Source organism: Catellatospora vulcania (genome assembly GCF_009720385.1).
Taxonomy (GTDB): domain Bacteria; phylum Actinomycetota; class Actinomycetes; order Mycobacteriales; family Micromonosporaceae; genus Catellatospora; species Catellatospora vulcania.
Genome location: NZ_WARX01000036.1, coordinates 41,426 through 60,837 on the forward strand (window position 1 = coordinate 41,426; position 19,412 = coordinate 60,837).

Below are 19,412 nucleotides of genomic sequence, written 5' to 3' on the forward strand. Positions count from 1 at the left end.
ATGGTGGACGACACATTCCCGAAATGACAGCGCTGCTGGTAGGGTCACCAACTATGAGTCCGCTGCTTACCAAGCGGCGCGCGGTCGACCTGTGCCGCGTGGCCACGTGCCTGTGTCGCCCCGTCATCTGACGGCGGCACAGTTTGCGCACCTCGATCACGATTCCGTGATCGTCAGCAGCTCTGTCAACTGACTCGCATCGCCCGCTCATCGCTGAGCCGGCCGCCCCCGCAAGTCAGCCAGCCGCCGTCGCCCTGTATTCGGTGAATCCCCTGTGGACCCGTACGCGGCGACGTTTTTCTTTCTCCCGCTCGCGCTCCCGGTGGCGTCACCCGCACAGACGTTCATCCACCAGCCACATCTCAAGGGAGAACTTCATGAGTCGCGAATCCGCCCTCGTCTCGGCCGACTGGGCCGAGAAGAACATCGCCGCACCCGGCGTGGTGTTCGTCGAGGTCGACGAGGACACCACCGCCTACGACGGTGGCCACATCGCCGGCGCGATCAAGCTGGACTGGCGCCAGGACCTGCAGGACCCGGTGCGCCGTGACTTCGTGAACAAGGAGCAGTTCGAGGCCCTGCTGTCCTCGCGCGGCATCGGCAACGACGACACCGTCGTGCTGTACGGCGGCAACAACAACTGGTTCGCCGCGTACGCCTACTGGTACTTCAAGCTCTACGGCCACGGCGACGTGAAGCTGCTCGACGGCGGCCGCAAGAAGTGGGAGCTGGACGCCCGCCCGCTGTCCAAGGACGAGGTCAAGCGCCCCGCGACCCAGTACGTCGCGCAGGAGCAGGACCTGTCGATCCGCGCCTTCCGCGACGACGTGGTCAAGGCCATCGGCGTGCAGAACCTGATCGACGTGCGCTCGCCCGACGAGTACGCGGGCCGCCTGCTCGCCCCCGCTCACCTGCCGCAGGAGCAGGCGCAGCGGGCCGGCCACATCCCCACCGCGCTCAGCGTGCCGTGGTCCAAGGCCGCGAACGAGGACGGCACCTTCAAGTCCGACAGCGAGCTGGCCGAGCTGTACGCGGCCGCCGGCATCGACGACAGCAAGGACACCATCGCGTACTGCCGCATCGGCGAGCGCTCCTCGCACACCTGGTTCGTGCTGCAGGAGATCCTCGGCAAGGCGAACGTGAAGAACTACGACGGATCCTGGACCGAGTACGGCTCGCTGGTCGGCGTGCCGGTGGCACTGGGCGACGAGCCCGGGAAGGCGTGATCACCATGACCGCACAGACTGCTTCGACTGTCGCGGCCGGCTGCGCCGCGCCCGACCAGGCCGCCCCGCTGCCGCTCAGCGTCGACCTGGACAAGGAGACCGTCATCACCGGCACCGTCCAGGCCGCCGGCGGCGACCCGGTCGCGGGGGCGTACGTGCGCCTGCTCGACCGCAGCGGCGAGTTCACCGCCGAGGTCGTCACCTCGCCGGCGGGCCAGTTCCGCTTCTTCGCCGCGCCTGGCACCTGGCAGCTGCGCGCCCTGTCCCGCTTCGGCAACGGCGACGCCACCGTCACCGCCGACCGCGGCGTCAACGAGGTCTCCCTCGCCGTCGCCTAAGCCTTGACCAAAGGAAGGGCACCTTCTTAACGCTATGCGTTGTGGAAGGTGCCCTTCTTAACGCCTGCCGCCAGGATTGGCAGGTGGAGGCCCTGCCGTGCCGCCGGCGCAGAGTCGCTCGCCGGCGGGCCGGGGCGAAGATCGCTGTTTTGGGTCAGAAACTGCGGTCTGACCTGACTTTCTGACCCGAAACAGCGATCTTCGGCCGCCAGCGGCCCACGGCCGGGGCCACCGCGACACGCCCGGCGGCACGCGCGTGGCAGCATGAACGGCGTGACCATCGACGCGCCCGCTCCTGAGGCGGCTGAGCAGCCTCAGTCGACGCCGCCCGCCCGCCGCAACCTGTGGCGCGCCCTCGTCGCCGCCTGGGCCCTCCTGCTGGTCGGGCTTGCCGTCTGGTCCGCCCGCAACGACCCGCCGTCGCTGCGCGACCAGACCACCGTGGCCTCGGCCAAGGCCACCATCGAAGAGATCGTCGGCCAGGTCACCGCCGTCGTCCCGGCCGGCTCCACGATCCAGGACAAGGGGTACGCCGAGAAGACGTGCCGCCTGTCCGCCGCCCGCGACGGCGTCTCGGTGGTCCGCACGCTGACCGTCTCCGGCCCGGTGGGCAACGAGTCCGCCACGGTCGAGGCGCTCGCCGCGGCGCTCCCCGACGCCCTCACCCGGCCCGCTGACGGCCCCAAGGAGGGCTTCTACTACGACGCGGGCAACTACGTGGCGGTACACGGCAAGGTCACCGGCGAGGGCACCGTGGCCGTGGACCTCAGCTCCGGCTGCCGCGTCCCCTGACCCGGCGCCCGAGCCTGGGCGCGCCACGCCGAAGCATCGCGGCTTCCGCCCGGCTCACCCGCGCCGACCCGTTGAGAAGGCGCCCTTCCTCCACGGATAGCGATGTGCAGAGCTGCTGCTCGTCTCGCTGACGCGAGCCGACGATGCCCTTCCTTCGTCAGTAGACGAGGGCTTGGGCGTCGTCGGAGAGGGCTTCCTCGACGAAGACCGCGGCGCCGGCTATCCGGATGCCGGGGATGACGTCGTCGGGCGTGATCTCCCGGCGCGCGGCGCACTGGGTGCACAGGGTGACGGTGCCGGCGGCCAGGATCGCGTCGAGCAGATCCGGCAGCGGGGCGGAGTGCGGCAGCTCGAACTCGGCGGCGCGGCCGGGCAGGGCGAACCAGCTCGCCTCGCCGGTCAGCCACAGCGACACCTGAGCGCCGGCCGCCACGGCGGTCGCGGCCACGGTGAACGCCTGCGCGCACCGCTCCGGCGCGTCGGCTCCGGCGGTCGTCTTCACGATGAGTTTGCGTGCCACGTCCGACAGCTTATGCACGAGCCCGGGCGCGCCTCATAGGATCTACCCGTGGTCACCGAGATCGGGTTCGTCAGCCTGCTGGTCGCCGGGTTCGGCGCGCTTGCCGGCGGCCTGGCCTATGTGGCCGTCAAAATCTCGCGCGGCCGCTGGTGAGAGTGCCTGCCCGCACGCGGGTGGGCGGAGCTGCCCCGGTGCGACACCGGTGCGGCGGGCCAGGGCCGACGAGTTCCGCAGTCGCGAACGAAGAGGGTTGAAACGGTGAGTACTGAAGAGAATCCGCTGCAGCCGCCACCGTGGCTGAACGCGCCGCCGGTCGACCCGTACCCCTACGAGGAGACCCACGACCTGCGTACGGGACCGGACCTGCACGGCGACCTGCTGGACCTGCTGCCCTTCGTCGGCGTGTGGCGGGGCCGCGGCCGCGGCGGCTACCCGTCGATCGAGGACTTCGACTACGCGCAGGAGATCCGGATCAGCCACGACGGCCGGCCGTTCCTGTTCTACGAGTCGAAGGCGTGGATCCTCGACGCTGAGTCCAAGCCGGTGCGTCCCGGTGGCCGTGAGGTCGGCTGGTGGCGGCCGTCGGGCAAGGACGGCGACGAGCTGGAGGCCATCATGACCAACCCGACCGGGATCATGGAGCTCTACCTCGGCAAGGTCGAGGTGAACCCGCCCCGGATCGAGATGGTCACCGACTTCGTGGCGCGCACGTCGACGGCCAAGGAGGTCACCGCGGGGCACCGGCTCTACGGCATCGTCGAGGGCGCGCTGCTGTACGCCCAGGACATGGCCGCGGTCGGCGAAGGCCTGACGCCGCACCTCAGCGCGCGCCTGATCCGCGTCGGCGGCTGAGCTGTCATATGCGGAGCCCGCTCCGCGGCCTTGGTCGGTCGTCCATCCTGCGCTGCGCTCCGGACAGACACCGGGCGGCCGCTGCGACGGGCTCCTTACTGAACCGGTGTAGCTTCGGGTCGTGACTGATCAGATTCGTTGGGGCGTTCTCGCCACGGGCGGTATCGCCGCACGCTTCGCGCGCGAGCTGGCCCAGGTGCCCGGCACCGAACTGGCGGCAGTGGGCTCGCGGACAGCGTCGTCCGCGCAGGCCTTCGCCGCCGAGCACGGGGCGGCGCGTAGCCACGGCTCGTGGGAGGCGCTGGCCGCCGACCCGGACGTGGACATCATCTACATCGCGACCCCGCACTCGCACCACCACGCGGCGGCTTCGCTGTGCCTGCGGGCCGGCAAGCCGTTGCTGGTGGAGAAGGCCTTCACGCTGGACCTCGCGCAGGCTCAGGACCTCGTGACCATCGCCCGGGAACGCGAGCTGTTCCTGATGGAGGCGTTCTGGACGCGGACCCTGCCCTCGACGCTGAAGATCGTGGAGCTGATCGCGGACGGCGCGATCGGCGAGGTCGTCTCGGTGCAGGCCGCGTTCGGCATCGGGCTCGATCCGGCTCCGGAGCACCGGCTGCGCAACCCGGAGCTGGGCGGCGGCGCCCTGCTGGACCTGGGCGTGTACCCGATCGGCTTCGCGCAGCTGCTGCTCGGCGAGCCGAACCAGATCCGCGCGTGGGCGCACCTGTTCCCCGAGGGCACCGACGCCCGCACCAGCATCTCGCTGGGCTTCCCGTCCGGCGCGGTGGCGTCGCTGTACTGCGGCATCAACGGCGACGTACGCAACGCCACGATCGTGGGCACCCAGGGCCGGATCGAACTCCCCTGGGGCTTCCACGCCGCCGACCGCTTCGTCCTGCACCGCCACGGCGCAGACCCCGAGGAGCTCACAACGGCCCCCTCGGGACTGCACTTCGAGGCCGCCGAGGCCACCCGCTGCCTGCGCGCAGGCCAGCTCGAATCCGACCTGGTCCCCCTGTCCTCAACGCTGTCCGTCATGCGCACCCTGGACGCCGTCCGCGCCCAGATCGGCGTCACCTACTGACAGCAAAAGCGACGATCTTGCGCGTACGGTGGGTGCGACACGCCCTTTCCGGGCGAATCGGCAACCGTTCGCGCAAGATCGTCGCGATCTTGTAGGGCGGGGCCGTCAGAAGATGGGGCGGACCAGGACGTAGGCGATGAGGGCGGCCACGGCCGCGCCGGGGAAGGTGAGGACCCAGGCGGTCATGATGTTGCCGGCGACGCCCCAGCGGACGGCCGAGAACTTCTTGGTCGCGCCGACACCCATGATCGCCGAGGTGATGGTGTGCGTCGTCGAGATCGGCAGGCCGTACGCCGCCGCGGTGAACAGCACGCTGCTGGCCACGGTCTCGGCGGCGAAGCCGGCCATCGGGTCCAGGTGGATGACCCGGCGGCCCAGGGTGCGGATGATGCGCCAGCCGCCCGCGTAGGTGCCCAGCGCCAGCACCGTCGCCGAGGTCCAGAACACCCACTCCGGGATGGTGTCGTTCGAGCTCTGGAACCCGCCGGTGTAGAGCGCCAGCACGATGATGCCCATGGTCTTGGCGGCGTCCTGCATGCCGTGGCCGACCGACATCGCGATCGCCGACAGCGACTGCATGAACCGGAAGAACCGGTTGAGCGGCGTGGGCTGCAGCAGCCGTCCCGACTTCTTCTTGGACAGCCACTTGGCCAGCAGGTACACCGCCCACAGCAGGGCCAGCATGAACACCGCGCCCAGGATGAAGCCGGTGGCCGGAGACACGATCATCGGCAGGACGACCTTCTCCAGGATGCCGCCCCACAGCACCTCGCCCTGCACGCCGAACGCGATCGCGGCGAGCATCGCCCCGACCAGGCCGCCGATCAGCGCGTGCGACGACGAGGAGGGAATGCCGTAGTACCAGGTCAGCAGGTTCCAGGCGATGGCCCCGACGACGCCGGCGAACACGATGCCCAGACCGGCCTCGCCCTCCGGCGGCGTGATGATGCCGCTGCCGACGGTCTTGGCGACCTGGGCGCCGAAGTGCGCGCCGACGAAGTTGCCGAGCGCGGCGATGCCCAGCGCGATCCGCGGGGTCAGCGCCCGGGTCGAGACACTGGTGGCGATGGCGTTCGCGGCGTCGTGGAAGCCGTTGGTGTAGTCGAACACCATGGCCGCGATGATGACCGCGAGCACCGGGATGAGGAGCTCGTTCACGTCACGCACCCCCGCCGGGGAGGCCGGCGATGAGGCCGCGCATCAGGACTCCTTGACGGCGATGGTCTCGACGGTGTTCGCCACGTGCTCGAAGGCGTCGCAGGCGGCCTCCAGCTCGTCGGCGACCTCCTTCATCTTCAGCACGGTCAGCGCGTCGTACTCGCCGCTGAACAGCCGGACCAGCAGCATGCGGTAGGTGCGGTCGCCGTCGTTCTCCAGGCGGTTGCACTCGACCCAGTAGTCCTTGAGGCCCTTCATCTGCTTGAGCCGCGGCATGGCCAGCGCGGTGACCTTGGCCTGCTGGTCCAGCACGTCGATCATCTCGATCATCTCGCGCGGCAGCGCCGGGAGCTTGGTCAGGCCGTACAGGTAGACCAGGTTGCCCACGGCCTCCAGGTGGTCCATGACGTCGTCGAGACCGGAGCCGAGGCGGTAGATGTCCTCGCGGTCGAACGGCGTGATGAACGTGGAGTTGATCTTGTTGTACAGCTCGTGCGTGATCTGGTCGCTGTCGTGCTCGACATCGGCCAGCCGCTCGCTGACCGACTGCACGTCAGCGCCGGGCAGCGCCAGCTCGGAGAGCAGCTCCGTGCCCCGCACCAGGTTCTGGGCGGCACGGGAGAACATCTCGTAGAAGGCGCCCTCTTGGGGGCGGAGTGAAAACTTCACCGCAAGCACCTTTGGTTTGGTGGTGTCATCCGGACGGTCTAGTCGGGGGAATGCTAAGCACTGTTACCCGGCCTTCAAGACCCGGTCACCTTGCGCCTTCTGCCCTTCATGGCCTGTTCACCTGCCGTTCACCTTCGGCGCGCTGCCCGTTTCCTCACGTTCCAGCCTTTTCGTCTCGGCTTGGGGGTCGAAGCCGGCCGGCGGATAACTCAGATCCAGGCGTTTCAAGGCATCGAGCATGAGGTGCGCCACGGCCCAGTCGCGGTACCACTTCCGGTCCGCCGGGACCACATGCCAGGGGGCGTGATCAGTCCCACACCGCCGGATCGCGTCCTGGTAGGCCTGCTGGTAGGCCGGCCAGTAGGCACGGTTGTCGACGTCGTCCGGGTTGTACTTCCAGTACTTCGTCGGATCGCGCAGGCGCTCCAGCAGGCGGCGGCGCTGCTCCTCGTACGAGATGTGCAGCATCACCTTGACCAGCGAGAACCCGCTGTCGACAAGCTCACGTTCGAAGTTGTTGATCTTGTAGTAGCGAGGCTTCCACACCCGCGCGGGGGCCAGCTCCCTTACCCGCACCACCAGCACGTCCTCGTAGTGCGAGCGGTTGAAGACGCCGACGTATCCCGGCAGCGGCAGCGCCCGGCGGATCCGCCACAGGAAGTCGTGCTGGCGCTCCTCCGCCGTCGGCGGCCCGAACGCGGTGATCCGCAGACCCTCCGGGTTCATCGCGCCGGCCACCTTCTTGACCGTGCCGTCCTTGCCCCCGCAGTCCATCGCCTGCAGCACGAGCAGCACCCGGCGCTGATCGGCCGGATTGCACTTGGCGTTCGCGAACAGCATCTCCTGCTGCCGCGCCAACTCCTGCCCCAGCGTCACCAGCTCCGCCCGCGCCCACCCCTTCGGATCGCGCCGCACACCCTTGCGATCGGGCAGCCCAGGCGTCCCCGCCGGATCTATCGCGCCGAGGTCCACCCCCGACCCGACCTGGAGCAATTCGGACACGTCCGCCACATTCCGATCATTGCGCACAACCCGCCCCCCACGCCGCCCATCCCCCAACTTCCACCCCGCCCTACCCCGTTGATCATGAACTTATGGCACGGCTCGACGGCGTGTCATGCCCACAACCTCATGATCACCTAGCGACCGCGATCGCCCGACCACCGCGACCGGGATCACCCAGCTACCGCGACCGCGATCCCCTGGCGACCGGGGTCACCCGTCTACCGCGACCGCGATCCCCTGGCGACCGGGGTCATCCAGCTACCGCGACCGCGATCACCTAGCGACCGAGGTACCCAGCCACCGCGACCGCGGCGAGCCGGCGGCACCCGACCCGGGTCGGCCGGCGCGCGGCGTTGGCGATCATGAAGTTAGGCGCGCGGCACGCCGGTGAGCCGTGCCATAAGTTCATGATCAACCCGGGGAGGGGGCGGTCAGGGGGAGACGTGGGCGAGCCAGCGGTGGAAGTGGGTGGTGAAGGGTTCCTGGTCGGTGCGGACGGCGTGGAGGAGCCACTGGGCGGCGGCGCGGGCCTGCTGGACGACCTCGTCGGGGTAGTTGAACTTGGCCTGGTGGGCGGCGAACTCGTCCTCGTCGACCAGCTGCACCTCGCCGGTGAGGCGGATCTTGCGTACGTCGAGGTCGAGGTCGGTGACGGTGACGGTGTCGTCGTTCCAGGTGGCGGGGGTGGTGATGTCGCAGTAGAGCGAGGTGTTGCGGGGGGCGGCGTTGAACATGGCCGTCCACCAGCCGGTGTGCGGGACGAGGACCACGCCGGGGATCTCGTAGACCTTGCCGGTGTCGCTGACCGTGCCGCTCGGGATGCCCAGCCAGGTGCCGTGCTCGTCGCGGCCGAGCAGGGTGGCCGGGAAGGCCCGGTGCGCACTCCCGTCGAACTTTCGGATCTCGACCCGTACGACGCCCATCCGACTACCTCGTTTCACGGCGGTGGCGTACACCCTCGCACCACCGCGCAACGATGCGGGGGTGACGCAAGTCGCGCCCACAAGCCGCCATGGTCCCAAATCCGGCGGCGCGGTGGAAGACCGTCGGTGCCAGCCGGTACGGTCATTCGGTGCCGCCGAAGAAGAAGCGAACACGTGACCACAGCGCCCTCGACCTGCTCGAGGCCGCTGTCGGCGCGGTGCCCGGCGGCTCGGCCCGGCCCGGCCAGCAGGCCATGACCGCAGCCATCACCACCGCCATCGAGTCCGGCGACCACCTGCTGGTGCAGGCCGGCACCGGCACCGGCAAGTCATTGGCCTACCTCGCCCCGGCGCTGACCGTGGACGGCCCTGTCGTCATCTCGACGGCGACGCTGGCGCTGCAGTCGCAGCTGGTCGAGAAGGACCTGCCCCGCATCGGCAAGGCGATCGCCCCACTGCTCGGCCGCGAACCGACGTTCGCCCTGCTCAAGGGGCGTCACCACTACGTGTGTCTGGCGAAGCTGGAGCACTCCGACGAGCAGGACCCGCAGGACTCGCTGTTCGACGCCGGCTCCAGCGGCAGCGGCGTGAAGTGGCTCGGCGAGTCCGGCCGGCTGGGCAAGCAGATCGAGCGCATCCGCGACTGGGCGATGGAGAGCGACACCGGCGACCGTGACGAGCTCGACCCGGGTGTCGACGACACGGCCTGGCGGATGGTGTCGACCCCGGCGCGCGAGTGCGTCGGAGCCTCCCGCTGCTCGTACGGGCCGGAGTGCTTCGCGGAGCTGTCCCGGGCCCGCGCCCGCGAGGCCGACGTGGTGGTCACCAACCACTCGCTGCTGTCGGTGGACATGATGGCCGGCCGGCACATCGTGCCCGAGCACAACCTTCTGATCATCGACGAGGCGCACGAGCTGGCCGACCGGGTCTCCAGCGCGGCCCAGGCCGAGCTGACCCCGGACACGGTGGACCGCACCGCCCGCGCGGCGCGCCCGTTCGTCGAGGGCGAGGAGTACCAGTCCCTGCTCGAGGCGGCCGACGCGCTGACCGTCGGGCTGGCCGAGACCCCGGCCGGGCGGGTGACCGGCAAGCTGCCCGCAGGCATCGTCGAGGCGTGCACCCTGCTCGACGGGGCGACCCGGCGCGGGCTGTCCCGGATCGGCGAGATCAAGGCCGACGACCCGGACCCGGTGCGCAAGCAGCAGGCCAAGGCGCTGCTCGACGAGGTCTCCAAGACCGCGCAGCGGCTGCTGGAGGACAACGAGCACGACGTCGTCTGGGTGGAGCACGAGCCGCGCCGGGCCCTGGTGGTCGCGCCGCTGTCGGTCGCCGGGCTGCTCGGCGAGAAGCTGTACGAGGACCGCACCGTCATCGCCACCTCGGCCACGCTGACCCTGGGCGGCAACTTCGACACCCTCGCCCGCTCCCTGGGCCTGCCGGTGAGCAGCAAGCCCCCCGCCGCCAAACCGGGCGCGGAGCCCGTGTACGCCTCCGGGCCGGGCTGGAAGTCGCTCGACGTCGGTTCCCCGTTCGACTACCCGAAGCAGGGCATCCTCTACGTCGCCGCGCACCTGCCCCGGCCCGCCGCGTCGGGCCTGCCGGACGCGGCCGGGGCGGAGCTGCTGGCGCTGGTCGAGGCGCTCGGCGGGCGTACCCTCGGGCTCTTCTCCTCCCGCAAGGCCGCGCAGCAGGCCGCGGAGCTGCTCCGGGCGAAGACGAACCTGGCCGTGCTGCTCCAGGGTGACGAAGCGCTGCCGCTGCTGGTCCGCAAGTTCCGGGAGGACCGCAACAGCTGCCTGCTCGGCGTCATGTCGCTGTGGCAGGGCGTGGATGTGCCCGGTGACGCCTGCCAACTGGTCGTCATCGACCGGCTGCCGTTCCCGCGCCCGGACGAGCCGCTGGCCTCGGCCCGGTCGGCCGCGGTCGACGCGGGCGGCGGCTCGGGCTTCGCCGCGGTGAGCGTCCCGATCGCGGCGATCCGGCTGGCCCAGGGCGTCGGTCGCCTGATCCGCTCCACCTCGGACAAGGGCGTCGTCGCCGTGCTCGACTCCCGCCTGGAAACGGCCCGCGGCTACGGCTCGTTCCTGCGCGCCAGCCTCCCGCCCTTCTGGTACACGACGAAACAGGAAATCGTCCTCAAATCCCTGAAACGCCTCAGCGAGAGCTGACCCGGCGGCCTCGACCCGCGCCGCCGACGACGTCCGGCAGTTTCGGGGAAACTGCTGCTATCGACCGCCGGATTCCCGCAGTTTCCCCGAAACTGCGGAGCCGGCGCGGGCGCCGGCGCGGGGGCGGGGGTGGGGGGTCAGCAGTCGCAGTCGCAGCAGTCGCAGTGTTTGCAGAGTCTGCAGCAGTCGCAGGCGTCGCAGCAGTTGCCGCAGTCGCCGCAGCTGGCGCACCAGCCCTCGCGGGGCAGGCCGCGCCACGGGCCGGGGTAGGGGTCGCGGCAGCAGACCTGGCAGGTGCAGCACATCCAGCTCGCGACTGCGCAGCCGAAGATCGGCCCGCGGGTGCTCGGCGGCAGCTCCACCTGCGGCCACCAGCATGAGCCGCTGCCCGGCGGCTTGGGCGCCTTCGGTTGGCGGCCCTTCTTGCCGGGCTGGATGACCGGTGGGTAGTACTGCGGGTCCGCGCCCGCGAAGGTGCGCTCGATGGCGTGCTCGACCTCGTGCACGAGCAGCCGGTGCACCAGCTTCGCGTCGGTGAAGGCCACCTCGTCCAGGGCCAGCCGGATGCCCGCCGCCGCGTCCCGCGCCAGCACCCCGGCCTGCGCGAACGACGACCCGGTCGCGAGCAGCGGGTTCCACGCCCCGGCGGCCCGGTCGGCGGCGAGGTCCTCGACCGCGTCGAGCAGGTGGGCTATCCGGCCGAAGAAACGTCCCGCCTCGGCCAGCGGTTCGGCGTTGCCGGGGCGCCCGGCGAGCACCGCGGTGTGCGCGAACGCGGCGGCGGTGGCGAGTTCGGTGGGCTCGGTGACGGTGAGCAGCGACCCGCCCAGCGTGACGGCCCGCTCGACCTCCCGCTGGCCGTGCACCGCGGCCAGCAGCACCCCGGTGTCCAGGCCAAGGTCCAGACCGGACCGGTGGGCTCGGGCCGCCCAGCGTCGCGCGACCAGGCGCGCGCCCGCGGCGACCGGGCGGCGGGCGTACGCGCCGTCGCCGTCCGCGGCGTGGTCGGATAGCTTGGCCGAGGCCAGCACCAGGGAGACCGTCGCGGCCAGGCGTGCGCCCGTGCCGTCGGCCACGGCCGCGGTGCGCATGCCGCGCAGCGGGCACGGCCCGGCGGTACGCCGTTGCAGGGTCGTCAGCTGCGCCTGGGTCAGCGCGGAGATGATCAGGCCGTCGTAGTTGGTGACGATGCGGGCCGCCTGGCCGTGCTCGTCACGCAGCGCCAGGCACAGCCCGCACAGGTGGCCGAGCCACTCGCTGTGCAGGCGGTCGGGGAGGCTGTGCGCGCAGGGGCGAATGATGCCGAACACGGGCGCAGCCTAGGCCACGCTGTCACCCCGCCCCAGGGGCCGCCGACCCTCCGGACATCGGTCCTGATCACAGCGCCGCGCCGGAATGCGGCCGCAGCTACAGGTGCAGACCGGTCGCCCCGAATGCGGCCGCAGCTACAGGTGCAGACCGGTGGCCCGGAACGCGGCCGCGGTCACAGGTACAGACCGGTGGCGTCGGGCTCCACCCGCGAGGCGGCCACCGCGTGCACGTCGCGTTCGCGCAGCAGCACGTACGCCTCCCCGTGCAGTTCCACCTCGGAGCGCTCGTCCGGGTCGAACAGCACCCGGTCGCCGACCTGGATCGCGCGCACGTGCGGGCCGACGCCGACGGCGGTGGCCCAGGACAGCCGCGTGCCGACCGAGGCGGTGGCCGGGATCACCAGGCCCGCGGACGAGCGCCGCTCCCCCTCGGCCGCCTCCTGCTTGACCAGGACCCGGTCGTGCAGCAGGCGGATCGGCAGGCCGGTCTCGGCGGTGGCTGGATTGAGTGTCACGCCGGTCAGGGTACTTCCCCGATGGTGCGGTGGTCGCAGGCGACTAACGTGGTGATGTTGCCTGTGCCCGGGAGGACACCAGTGGGTCGTTTGGACAACTTCAAGGCGAACGTGCGGCGCGCCTACGAGGCGAGCCGTGCCAGCGCCCGCGCCAAGCGCGAGCAGGAGGAGCGCGAGCGCGTCGACGCCGAGCAGCCGCTGCCCGAGCCGGCCGAGCCCGAGCTGATGCATGCCTCCACGGCCAGCCGCGACGACGTCGACGTGCCGTACGCGCTGCGCATCGGCGGGGCCTGGGCCTGGCGCATCATCGTGCTCGGCTTCCTGCTGGTCTACCTGCTGCAGTTCCTCGGCAAGATCAGCATCGTCATCGTGCCGGTGCTGATCGCCATGCTGCTGGCCGCGCTGCTGGCGCCCGCCGTGCGCTGGCTGAACCACATCCGGGTGCACCGGTCGCTGGCCACCGCGATCGTGGTGCTGGTCGGGCTGGCCGCGGTCGCCGGCACGCTGACCATGGTGATCAACCAGTTCGTCAACGGGCTGCCCGACCTGACCAAGAACGCGGCGGAGGGCGTGCAGCAGATCCAGACCTGGCTCAAGAACGGCCCGCTGCACCTGACCGACGCGCAGCTGGGCAGTGCGATCGACTCGGTCACCAAGAGCATCACGACGAACAAGGAAGCCCTGACCACCGGCGCGATCACCACCGCGACGACCGTGTTCGAGGTCCTCAGCGGCCTGTTCCTGGTGATCTTCACGCTCTTCTTCTTCCTGCGTGACGGCCGCGTCATCTGGCGCTTCCTGCTGCGCCTGGTGCCCAACCAGGCCCGCGAGCCGCTGGACCGGGCCGGGGTCGCCGCGTGGGCTTCGCTGGGCGCTTACGTGCGGGCCACCGTGCTGGTCGCGTTCATCGACGCGGTCGGCATCGGCATCGCGCTGGCCATCCTGCGGGTGCCGTTCGCGCTGCCGCTGGCCGCGCTGGTGTTCCTCGGCGCGTTCATCCCGATCGTCGGCGCCACCCTGTCCGGTGCGGTCGCGGTGCTGGTCGCCCTGGTCACCAACGGCCCGCTGACGGCGCTGCTGGTGCTGGCCGCGGTCATTGCCATCCAGCAGATCGAGGGCCACCTGCTCCAGCCGCTGATCATGGGCCGGGCGGTGGCCATCCACCCGCTCGCCGTGATCCTCGGCATCGCCGCGGGGGTGGTGCTGGCCGGGATCGTGGGCGCGCTGATCGCCGTACCGCTGATCGCGGTCCTCAACACGGCGATTCGGCAGCTGGCCGGACGCCCGCAGCCGGAACCGGATTCGGTGATCGTCAAGGCGCCGCCCGTGCCCACCGCCTGAGGCACGAAACGAGAAGGGCTCCGCCGGTATCGACCGGCGGAGCCCTTCTTCGTCGCGGCAGCGGCGTCAGGACGCCTGCGGCGGGTAATACGGCTGCGGCGGGTACGGGTACCCCGGCTGCGGGTACGCCGGGTACGCGGGTGCGGGCGGGGGCAGCAGCACCGGCACCGGCACCACGGGCTCGGCGGGCATGGGCACCGTGCGGGTCACCCCGTCCGGGAACGTCATCCGGTACGCCGTCCCGTCGAAGAAGGACGGCGGCACCTGCGGGTCGCGGCCCACGAACATTGCCCGCGTGCCACTGACCACCATCAGCAGATCGCGCTCCTCCGCGACGCTGCGGGCCTGGTCGGCGGGGTTCTCGTCAAGGCCGCGGTTCATGCCGTCGCGCACCAGCGCCAGCCGCGTCGCGGCGAACTGGAACTCCTTCATCGCCTTGCGGCCCGGCTCCCCGGCGACGCGCTTGGCCCAGACCCGGGCGGCGTGCCGCCGGGCCAGCGTGCCCATCGCCGCCACCTCGGGCGGGGTGAGCCAGCCCGCCGTGGCGTACGCGGGCAGCACCTGCAACGCCAGGCGGCCCTCCCGGGCTCGTACCCACAGCGCGACGCCGATCGCCGTCAGGAACACCGGCACCATGACCGCGATGTAGCCGTACAGGAAGAAGTAGGGGCTGATCTCGGCGGACAGGGTCGCCATCAGGTTCCACGAGCCGTGCAGCATCATCGCCAGCAGCAGCCCGCCCACCGGCGCGCACCAGCGCACCCAGCTGCTGGCCGAGCGCGCCGCGATGCCGATGCCGATGCCGGTCATCGAGGTGAACAGCGGGTGCGCGAACCCGGAGATCAGGATGCGGCCCAGGAACATGCCGAAGACAAGCTGCGCCCCGGAGTACGGGCCCCACTGCTCGTTGCCCGCGTAGAAGCCGTGCCCGCCCAGGTAGAGGATGTTCTCCACCATCGCGAAGCCGACCCCGGACAGGCCGCAGTAGACGATGCCGTCGGTGATGCCGGACAGCTCGCGGCGGCGGCGCCAGAGGATCCACAGCGGGAACGCCGCCTTGCCCAGCTCCTCGATGAACGGCGCGACGACCGTGGCGACCACCGCGTCGGGCAGCGTGACCACGTTCAGCCAACCGGTGAAGAAGGAGTTGACGCCGAGCGCCAGCAGCGTCGCCGGGAACGCGCCCCACAGGAAGCTGATCACCAGCAGTCGCGGCGGCTCGGGTTCGTACCGGTCTAGCCAGAGGAAGGCTGCGATCAGCACCGGCACCGGCAGCAGCGCCGCGGACAGGCCGACCGCGAACGCGAGCGGCCCGATCTTCCAGCCCAGGTAGCCGAGCATGCCCAGGGCCGAGCCGCCGACCACGACGATCGCGAGCAGCAGCGGCAGCCAGCGCCGCGGGCGCTTGAGCGGCAGTGTCGGCTCCGGCAGCAGCGGCGGCAGGCCCAGCCCGGCCGTGCCGGGTGCGGTCCCAGGAGTCGGGAGGTCGGACATGGGCGCAGCCTACCTCCGCTATGCTCGGCGAAAGGTCACGAGTGTCAGCCGCTCTCACATTCGCCTGCGCAAGCAGTCGAAAGTGTCGAAAGATGGAGCAAAGCCCCGGCTTGCTGACCGGCAACCCTCTGTAGTTCGCGGTGGGGTGCCCCGGGTGATGACCGGGCCCAGCCCGTTGTCGTGCTGGGCAAGCGCGGACCCATGCCTCCGCCAGTGGCCCGTCCTGACGACCGCCTGCACGGCGGAACGCCGAGGACTTCCACCGGCGGCCCAGGGGTCCCAGACCCCGGAGGTGCCCCATGACCGCTATCGCCCAACGACCCTGCAGCGCCGTCGAGGCAGCCGAGGTCACGCCCTTGCGCGTGGCCGCAGCCGAGCTGACCGTGCTCGGCGTGCCCGGCCAGATCAACCTCGACTACGCCGCCACCGCTCCCTGCCTGCGGGCCGCCGCCGACGCGGTCAGCGCACTGCTGCCCTGGTACGGCTCGGTGCACCGGGGCGCGGGGGCCCTGTCGCAGCGCTGCACGCTGGAGTACGAACGCGCCCGGCAGACGGTCGGCGACTTCGTCGGCGCGCGCGAGACCGACCACGTCGTGTTCACCCGCAACACGACCGACGCGCTGAACCTGCTGGCGCACGTGCTGCCCGCGGGCACCACGGTCATCACGTACGCCGGTGAGCACCACGCCAACCTGCTGCCCTGGTCCAACGCGGTGCGCCTGCCGGTGCCGGGCTCGCCCGACGCCGCGGTGCGCTACCTGGCCGCCGCGCTGGCCGAGGTGCGCCGCGGCAACGCCGACGGCGAGATCCTGGTCGCCGTCACCGGTGCCAGCAACGTCACCGGCGAGCTGTGGCCGGTCGCGCAGCTGGCCCTGATCGCGCACCGGTTCGGCGCGCGGATCGTGCTCGACGCGGCGCAGCTCGCCCCGCACGTGCCGGTCGACCTGACCGCGCTCGACGTCGATTATGTGGCGCTGTCCGGGCACAAGCTCTACGCGCCGTTCGGCGCGGGCGTGCTCGTCGGCCGCGGCGACTGGCTCGACACCGCCCAGCCCTACCTGGCCGGCGGCGGCGCGACCAGCGGCGTCGGCGACGCCACCCACGACGTGCGGTGGACCACCGGCCCGGCCCGGCACGAGGCGGGCACGCCCAACCTGCTCGGCGCGGTGGCGCTGGCCGCCGTGTGCGCCACCTTGGAGGCCGCCGACCGGTACGCGCTGCACGCCGAGGAGCAGCGCCTGCTGGGCAGGCTCCGGGCCGGGCTGGCCGAGCTGCCCGACGTGGCGGAGCTGCGCACCTTCGACGCCGACGCGGCCCGGATCGGCGTGGTCTCCTTCGCCGTGCGCGGCCGCGACTCCGCCGAGATCGCCCAGCGGCTGGCCCGCGAGCACAACATCGGCGTGCGCGACGGCCTGTTCTGCGCCCACCCGCTGGCCCGCCGCCTGCTCGGCGAGGCGTCGGTGCGGGCCGGCTGGGACGGCGTGCCAGCCACCGCGCTGCGCGCCAGCATCGGCATCGGCACCACCGACGCCGACGTGGACACGTTCGTCGCCGCGCTGCGCGCCATCGTCTGACCTAGCGCCACGTCGCCTGAACCCGCGCCAAGGCAACGGCCGGTGGCCCGTTCCGGGTCACCGGCCTTAATCGCTCTTCGGCGCGGCGGCGCCCTCTTCGCCATTCGGCGGCGCGGCGCCGCCCTCTTCGCCCTTCGGCACGGCACCGGTCTCCGCACGGCTCAACCGATACGGGTCGATCCGACCGACGGCTCTCCTGATCTGCCGCTCCGCGTCCTCACGCGACAGCTGGGCGGCCTGCAGCAGGTCCGTCGCCGTCGAGCGCACCTGCGCGAACACCACCTCGCCGGAGAACCCCAGACCCGCCTGATGGGCCTCCCGGGCCTCCCGAACGGCGTGCACCGCGGCCTGCGCCGCCTGCTCCGGCTCGATCGCGTCGGCCAGCTCGCGGCGCAGCGACGACACCGACCGCGCCAGCGCGTGCACGGCGGCGACCAGGGAGGCCGGCACCGGTTCGCCGTCGCGGATCATCGACACGATGCGGCGTACCAGCACCCGGCTGTTGCGCAGCGAGCGCGCCAGATGGTCCGCGGCCTCGATGTATGCCGACAGCAGGCCGTGCTTGCCCCAGTGCAGCGGGGCGATGGTCGCCAGCTCCTTGCTCGTCTTCAGCGACTCGCCGAACGACCGCAGGTGCGACTCCGCCTCCCGCATGCGGTCCAGCGCCTCCTGCGCCACCGCCGCGTCGCCGTGCGCCAGCGCCTCGGCCGCCTCGTCGAGCCCGTCGGCGAGCGCGTCCATCAGCGGCCCGACCGCCCGCTTCACCTCGGTCAGCGGGTTCAGCGGCAGCAGTAGCGCCATCACCAGCAGCGCGATGCCGCCGCCGACGACCGCGTCGACGAAGCGGCTGAGGTAGTAGTCGCTGGTGATCGGCAGCAGCGTGGCGACCAGGATGCCGGACGAGGCCGCCTGGCTCACCAGCGACGCCGAGCCGCCGATGAAGATGGCCAGGTTGATCGCGAGCAGCACCACCAGCGACACCTGCCAGGCGCCCCGGCCGATCACCAGGATCAGCAGCTCGCCGAGCAGGATGCCGACCGCGTTGCCGGCCACGATCTCGGCCGCGCGCCGCATCCGCTGCCCCACCGAGATGGCCAGCGTGACCACGGCCGCGATCGGCGCGAAGAACGGCTGGAAGTGGCCGAGCAGGTCGTGCGCCACGTACCAGGCCAGCCCCGCCGCGACCGCGGCCTGCACGGACAGGATGACGCTGCCGCGCACCCGCCGCACCCGGTCGCGCAGCGTGACCCGCGTGCGGCGGCCCAGCTCGGCGGCGTCCATCACCTAACTGTGGCCTACCCCGCACCGCGAGCCGGACGGATGCGCCAAGATTTGGCCATGGCCACCGAGACGACCCCGCTCACCGCCGACCGGTTCGCCGCCACGGCCCGCGCCGCCGGGGCCACCGGTCCCGACAGCGTGCTGGCCGAGGTCGGCACCGAGCTGATCAACCGGTGGTCGGAGCCGCAGCGGCACTACCACACCGTGGAACACCTGGCCGCGTGCCTGGAACTGGTCGGCGACGAGCCGGCGGTCGCGCTGGCGGTGTGGGGCCACGACGCGGTCTACGACCCGACGGCGGCGGACAACGAGGAACGCAGCGCCGTGCTCACCGCCGAGCTGCTGACCGAGTGCCGGCTGCCGATCGCGGTGATCGAGGAGGTCACCCGCCTGGTACGCCTCACCGCCGGCCACTCGGTGGCCCCCGGCGACCGCAACGGTGCCCTGCTGGCCGACGCCGACCTGGCCGTCCTCGCCGCCCCGTGGCCCGACTACGTGCACTACGTGGCCGCCGTCCGCGCCGAGTACGCCCACGTCCCCGACGAGCTGTGGCGCATCGGCCGCAGCACCGTCCTGCAGTCCCTGCTGGCCTTACCCACCCTCTACCACCACACCCCCCACCTGGAGTCCCCCGCCCGCGCCAACCTCCGCCGCGAACTGTCCTCCCTCACCCCGACCCCACCCCCGGGTTGATCATGAACTTATGGCACGGGTCAGCGGCGTGCCGCCGACACAACTTCATGATCACCTTCGCGTGCCACCATCCGGTCGGCCGGCGGGCAACAGAGGCAGGCAGCTCCATCGATCATGAGGTTGTGGCCACGACACGCCGCCGAGCCGTGCCATAAGTTCATGATCAACGCGGAGGGGCGGGTGCTGCGCGGGTGAGGTGCTTGGGGATGCGGAGGTTGGCGGCGCGGAGCATGCGGGCGATGTCGCGGGAGGTGGCGTAGCGGGCGCCGAGCCACAGGGCGACCGGGACGCGCTCGGCGGGGATGTCGTAGTGGTCGCGGTCGAAGCCGCGGCGGGGAGCACCCAGCAACTCGGCGAACACGTGCAGTTCCGCCAGCGACACGTCGCTGACCAGATGCGCCCACAGCCGGCCGTGCGCGGGCCAGACCGGGCTGTCGACATGGATCACGCGTCCACGCTAGCGTGC

Annotated in this window: 21 protein-coding genes and 1 riboswitch; of the genes, 11 read left to right on the forward strand and 10 right to left on the reverse strand. The window is 71.4% G+C overall.

Features of this window, described 5'->3' with window-relative positions:
* Nucleotides 1–53 precede the first annotated feature (53 nt).
* From F6W97_RS41480 to F6W97_RS38475, 4 genes are all read left to right on the forward strand, one after another.
* Nucleotides 54–131: an Ms5788A family Cys-rich leader peptide gene (locus tag F6W97_RS41480; RefSeq protein ID WP_322790472.1), complete on the forward strand. Its 78-nt coding sequence runs from the start codon at nt 54–56 to the stop codon at nt 129–131.
* Nucleotides 132–377: 246 nt separating this feature from the next.
* Entirely contained in the window at nt 378–1,226 is an 849-nt protein-coding gene (locus F6W97_RS38465; protein WP_155375528.1) for a sulfurtransferase, read from the forward strand.
* 5 nt (nt 1,227–1,231) lie between these two features.
* Nucleotides 1,232–1,564, forward strand: a complete 333-nt coding sequence (locus F6W97_RS38470; RefSeq protein WP_155375529.1) for a DUF1416 domain-containing protein — start codon at nt 1,232–1,234, stop codon at nt 1,562–1,564.
* Between the two features lie 273 nt (nt 1,565–1,837).
* Complete coding sequence (locus F6W97_RS38475; protein WP_155375530.1) at nt 1,838–2,356, forward strand: hypothetical protein; 519 nt, start codon at nt 1,838–1,840, stop codon at nt 2,354–2,356.
* Nucleotides 2,357–2,513: 157 nt separating this feature from the next.
* Here the strand turns inward: F6W97_RS38475 and F6W97_RS38480 are convergent, their stop codons facing one another.
* A complete protein-coding gene (locus F6W97_RS38480) occupies nt 2,514–2,885 on the reverse strand; it encodes a DsrE family protein (RefSeq protein ID WP_407924648.1) in 372 nt (123 codons plus the stop codon).
* Nucleotides 2,886–2,924: 39 nt separating this feature from the next.
* On the opposite strand from F6W97_RS38480, the gene mtfM reads away from it, so the two are divergent.
* The 3 genes from mtfM to F6W97_RS38490 all read left to right on the forward strand — a co-directional run bounded on the left by mtfM (nt 2,925) and on the right by F6W97_RS38490 (nt 4,815).
* The gene (gene mtfM, locus F6W97_RS41335; protein WP_269059029.1) at nt 2,925–3,029 is read left to right on the forward strand and encodes a small membrane protein MtfM; all 105 of its coding nucleotides are present in this window, start codon (nt 2,925–2,927) and stop codon (nt 3,027–3,029) included.
* A 105-nt stretch (nt 3,030–3,134) separates the two neighbouring features.
* Nucleotides 3,135–3,728, forward strand: coding sequence for a heme-binding beta-barrel domain-containing protein (locus tag F6W97_RS38485; protein WP_196279523.1), 594 nt, complete (start codon nt 3,135–3,137; stop codon nt 3,726–3,728).
* 121 nt (nt 3,729–3,849) lie between these two features.
* Entirely contained in the window at nt 3,850–4,815 is a 966-nt protein-coding gene (locus F6W97_RS38490; RefSeq protein WP_155375532.1) for a Gfo/Idh/MocA family protein, read from the forward strand.
* Between the two features lie 105 nt (nt 4,816–4,920).
* Here the strand turns inward: F6W97_RS38490 and F6W97_RS38495 are convergent, their stop codons facing one another.
* From F6W97_RS38495 to F6W97_RS38510, 4 genes are all read right to left on the reverse strand, one after another.
* The gene (locus F6W97_RS38495; protein ID WP_155375533.1) at nt 4,921–5,973 is read right to left on the reverse strand and encodes an inorganic phosphate transporter; all 1,053 of its coding nucleotides are present in this window, start codon (nt 5,971–5,973) and stop codon (nt 4,921–4,923) included.
* 42 nt (nt 5,974–6,015) lie between these two features.
* Nucleotides 6,016–6,642 carry a DUF47 domain-containing protein gene (locus F6W97_RS38500; RefSeq protein ID WP_155375534.1) on the reverse strand — a complete coding sequence of 209 codons (627 nt, stop codon included), beginning with the start codon at nt 6,640–6,642 and terminating at the stop codon, nt 6,016–6,018.
* A 117-nt stretch (nt 6,643–6,759) separates the two neighbouring features.
* A complete protein-coding gene (locus tag F6W97_RS38505; RefSeq protein ID WP_155375535.1) occupies nt 6,760–7,653 on the reverse strand; it encodes a PPK2 family polyphosphate kinase in 894 nt (297 codons plus the stop codon).
* Nucleotides 7,654–8,078: 425 nt separating this feature from the next.
* Nucleotides 8,079–8,570, reverse strand: a complete 492-nt coding sequence (locus F6W97_RS38510; protein WP_155375536.1) for a DUF402 domain-containing protein — start codon at nt 8,568–8,570, stop codon at nt 8,079–8,081.
* An 89-nt stretch (nt 8,571–8,659) separates the two neighbouring features.
* On the opposite strand from F6W97_RS38510, the gene F6W97_RS38515 reads away from it, so the two are divergent.
* Nucleotides 8,660–10,738, forward strand: coding sequence for an ATP-dependent DNA helicase (locus F6W97_RS38515; RefSeq protein ID WP_155375537.1), 2,079 nt, complete (start codon nt 8,660–8,662; stop codon nt 10,736–10,738).
* A 137-nt stretch (nt 10,739–10,875) separates the two neighbouring features.
* Here F6W97_RS38515 and F6W97_RS38520 read toward each other — a convergent pair whose 3' ends face one another.
* Together F6W97_RS38520 and F6W97_RS38525 are read right to left on the reverse strand one after the other, a co-directional pair.
* Nucleotides 10,876–12,048 (reverse strand): DUF5685 family protein, encoded by a 1,173-nt coding sequence (locus tag F6W97_RS38520; protein WP_155375538.1) that lies wholly within the window; start codon nt 12,046–12,048, stop codon nt 10,876–10,878.
* Nucleotides 12,049–12,221: 173 nt separating this feature from the next.
* Nucleotides 12,222–12,563, reverse strand: coding sequence for a GroES family chaperonin (locus tag F6W97_RS38525; RefSeq protein ID WP_120317331.1), 342 nt, complete (start codon nt 12,561–12,563; stop codon nt 12,222–12,224).
* 81 nt (nt 12,564–12,644) lie between these two features.
* On the opposite strand from F6W97_RS38525, the gene F6W97_RS38530 reads away from it, so the two are divergent.
* Nucleotides 12,645–13,904, forward strand: a complete 1,260-nt coding sequence (locus F6W97_RS38530) for an AI-2E family transporter (RefSeq protein ID WP_230687330.1) — start codon at nt 12,645–12,647, stop codon at nt 13,902–13,904.
* A 66-nt stretch (nt 13,905–13,970) separates the two neighbouring features.
* On the opposite strand, the gene F6W97_RS38535 is transcribed toward F6W97_RS38530, so the two are convergent.
* Nucleotides 13,971–15,398, reverse strand: a complete 1,428-nt coding sequence (locus F6W97_RS38535; RefSeq protein WP_155375539.1) for a PrsW family intramembrane metalloprotease — start codon at nt 15,396–15,398, stop codon at nt 13,971–13,973.
* A gap of 83 nt (nt 15,399–15,481) precedes the next feature.
* Nucleotides 15,482–15,598, forward strand: a riboswitch (SAM riboswitch).
* A 99-nt stretch (nt 15,599–15,697) separates the two neighbouring features.
* On the opposite strand from F6W97_RS38535, the gene F6W97_RS38540 reads away from it, so the two are divergent.
* Nucleotides 15,698–16,972 (forward strand): aminotransferase class V-fold PLP-dependent enzyme, encoded by a 1,275-nt coding sequence (locus tag F6W97_RS38540; RefSeq protein ID WP_155375540.1) that lies wholly within the window; start codon nt 15,698–15,700, stop codon nt 16,970–16,972.
* 66 nt (nt 16,973–17,038) lie between these two features.
* On the opposite strand, the gene F6W97_RS38545 is transcribed toward F6W97_RS38540, so the two are convergent.
* On the reverse strand, nt 17,039–18,253 hold the full coding sequence (locus F6W97_RS38545; RefSeq protein WP_155375541.1) for an FUSC family protein: 1,215 nt from the start codon (nt 18,251–18,253) through the stop codon (nt 17,039–17,041).
* A 57-nt stretch (nt 18,254–18,310) separates the two neighbouring features.
* Between F6W97_RS38545 and F6W97_RS38550 the strand changes: the two genes are divergently transcribed.
* Nucleotides 18,311–18,946, forward strand: coding sequence for an HD domain-containing protein (locus F6W97_RS38550; RefSeq protein ID WP_155375542.1), 636 nt, complete (start codon nt 18,311–18,313; stop codon nt 18,944–18,946).
* Between the two features lie 163 nt (nt 18,947–19,109).
* Here F6W97_RS38550 and F6W97_RS38555 read toward each other — a convergent pair whose 3' ends face one another.
* A complete protein-coding gene (locus F6W97_RS38555) occupies nt 19,110–19,394 on the reverse strand; it encodes a DUF4031 domain-containing protein (RefSeq protein WP_155375543.1) in 285 nt (94 codons plus the stop codon).
* Nucleotides 19,395–19,412: the final 18 nt, after the last annotated feature.

What these genes read in the sequence shown, in the direction of transcription:
- F6W97_RS38545 (WP_155375541.1), bottom strand. Translation starts at nt 18,253, where the DNA reads ATGGACGCCGCCGAGCTGGGCCGCCGCACGCGGGTCACGCTGCGCGAC.
- F6W97_RS38535 (WP_155375539.1), bottom strand. Translation starts at nt 15,398, where the DNA reads ATGTCCGACCTCCCGACTCCTGGGACCGCACCCGGCACGGCCGGGCTG.
- F6W97_RS41480 (WP_322790472.1), top strand. Translation starts at nt 54, where the DNA reads ATGAGTCCGCTGCTTACCAAGCGGCGCGCGGTCGACCTGTGCCGCGTG.
- F6W97_RS38515 (WP_155375537.1), top strand. Translation starts at nt 8,660, where the DNA reads ATGGTCCCAAATCCGGCGGCGCGGTGGAAGACCGTCGGTGCCAGCCGG.
- F6W97_RS38540 (WP_155375540.1), top strand. Translation starts at nt 15,698, where the DNA reads ATGACCGCTATCGCCCAACGACCCTGCAGCGCCGTCGAGGCAGCCGAG.
- F6W97_RS38470 (WP_155375529.1), top strand. Translation starts at nt 1,232, where the DNA reads ATGACCGCACAGACTGCTTCGACTGTCGCGGCCGGCTGCGCCGCGCCC.
- F6W97_RS38510 (WP_155375536.1), bottom strand. Translation starts at nt 8,570, where the DNA reads ATGGGCGTCGTACGGGTCGAGATCCGAAAGTTCGACGGGAGTGCGCAC.
- F6W97_RS38550 (WP_155375542.1), top strand. Translation starts at nt 18,311, where the DNA reads ATGGCCACCGAGACGACCCCGCTCACCGCCGACCGGTTCGCCGCCACG.
- F6W97_RS38465 (WP_155375528.1), top strand. Translation starts at nt 378, where the DNA reads ATGAGTCGCGAATCCGCCCTCGTCTCGGCCGACTGGGCCGAGAAGAAC.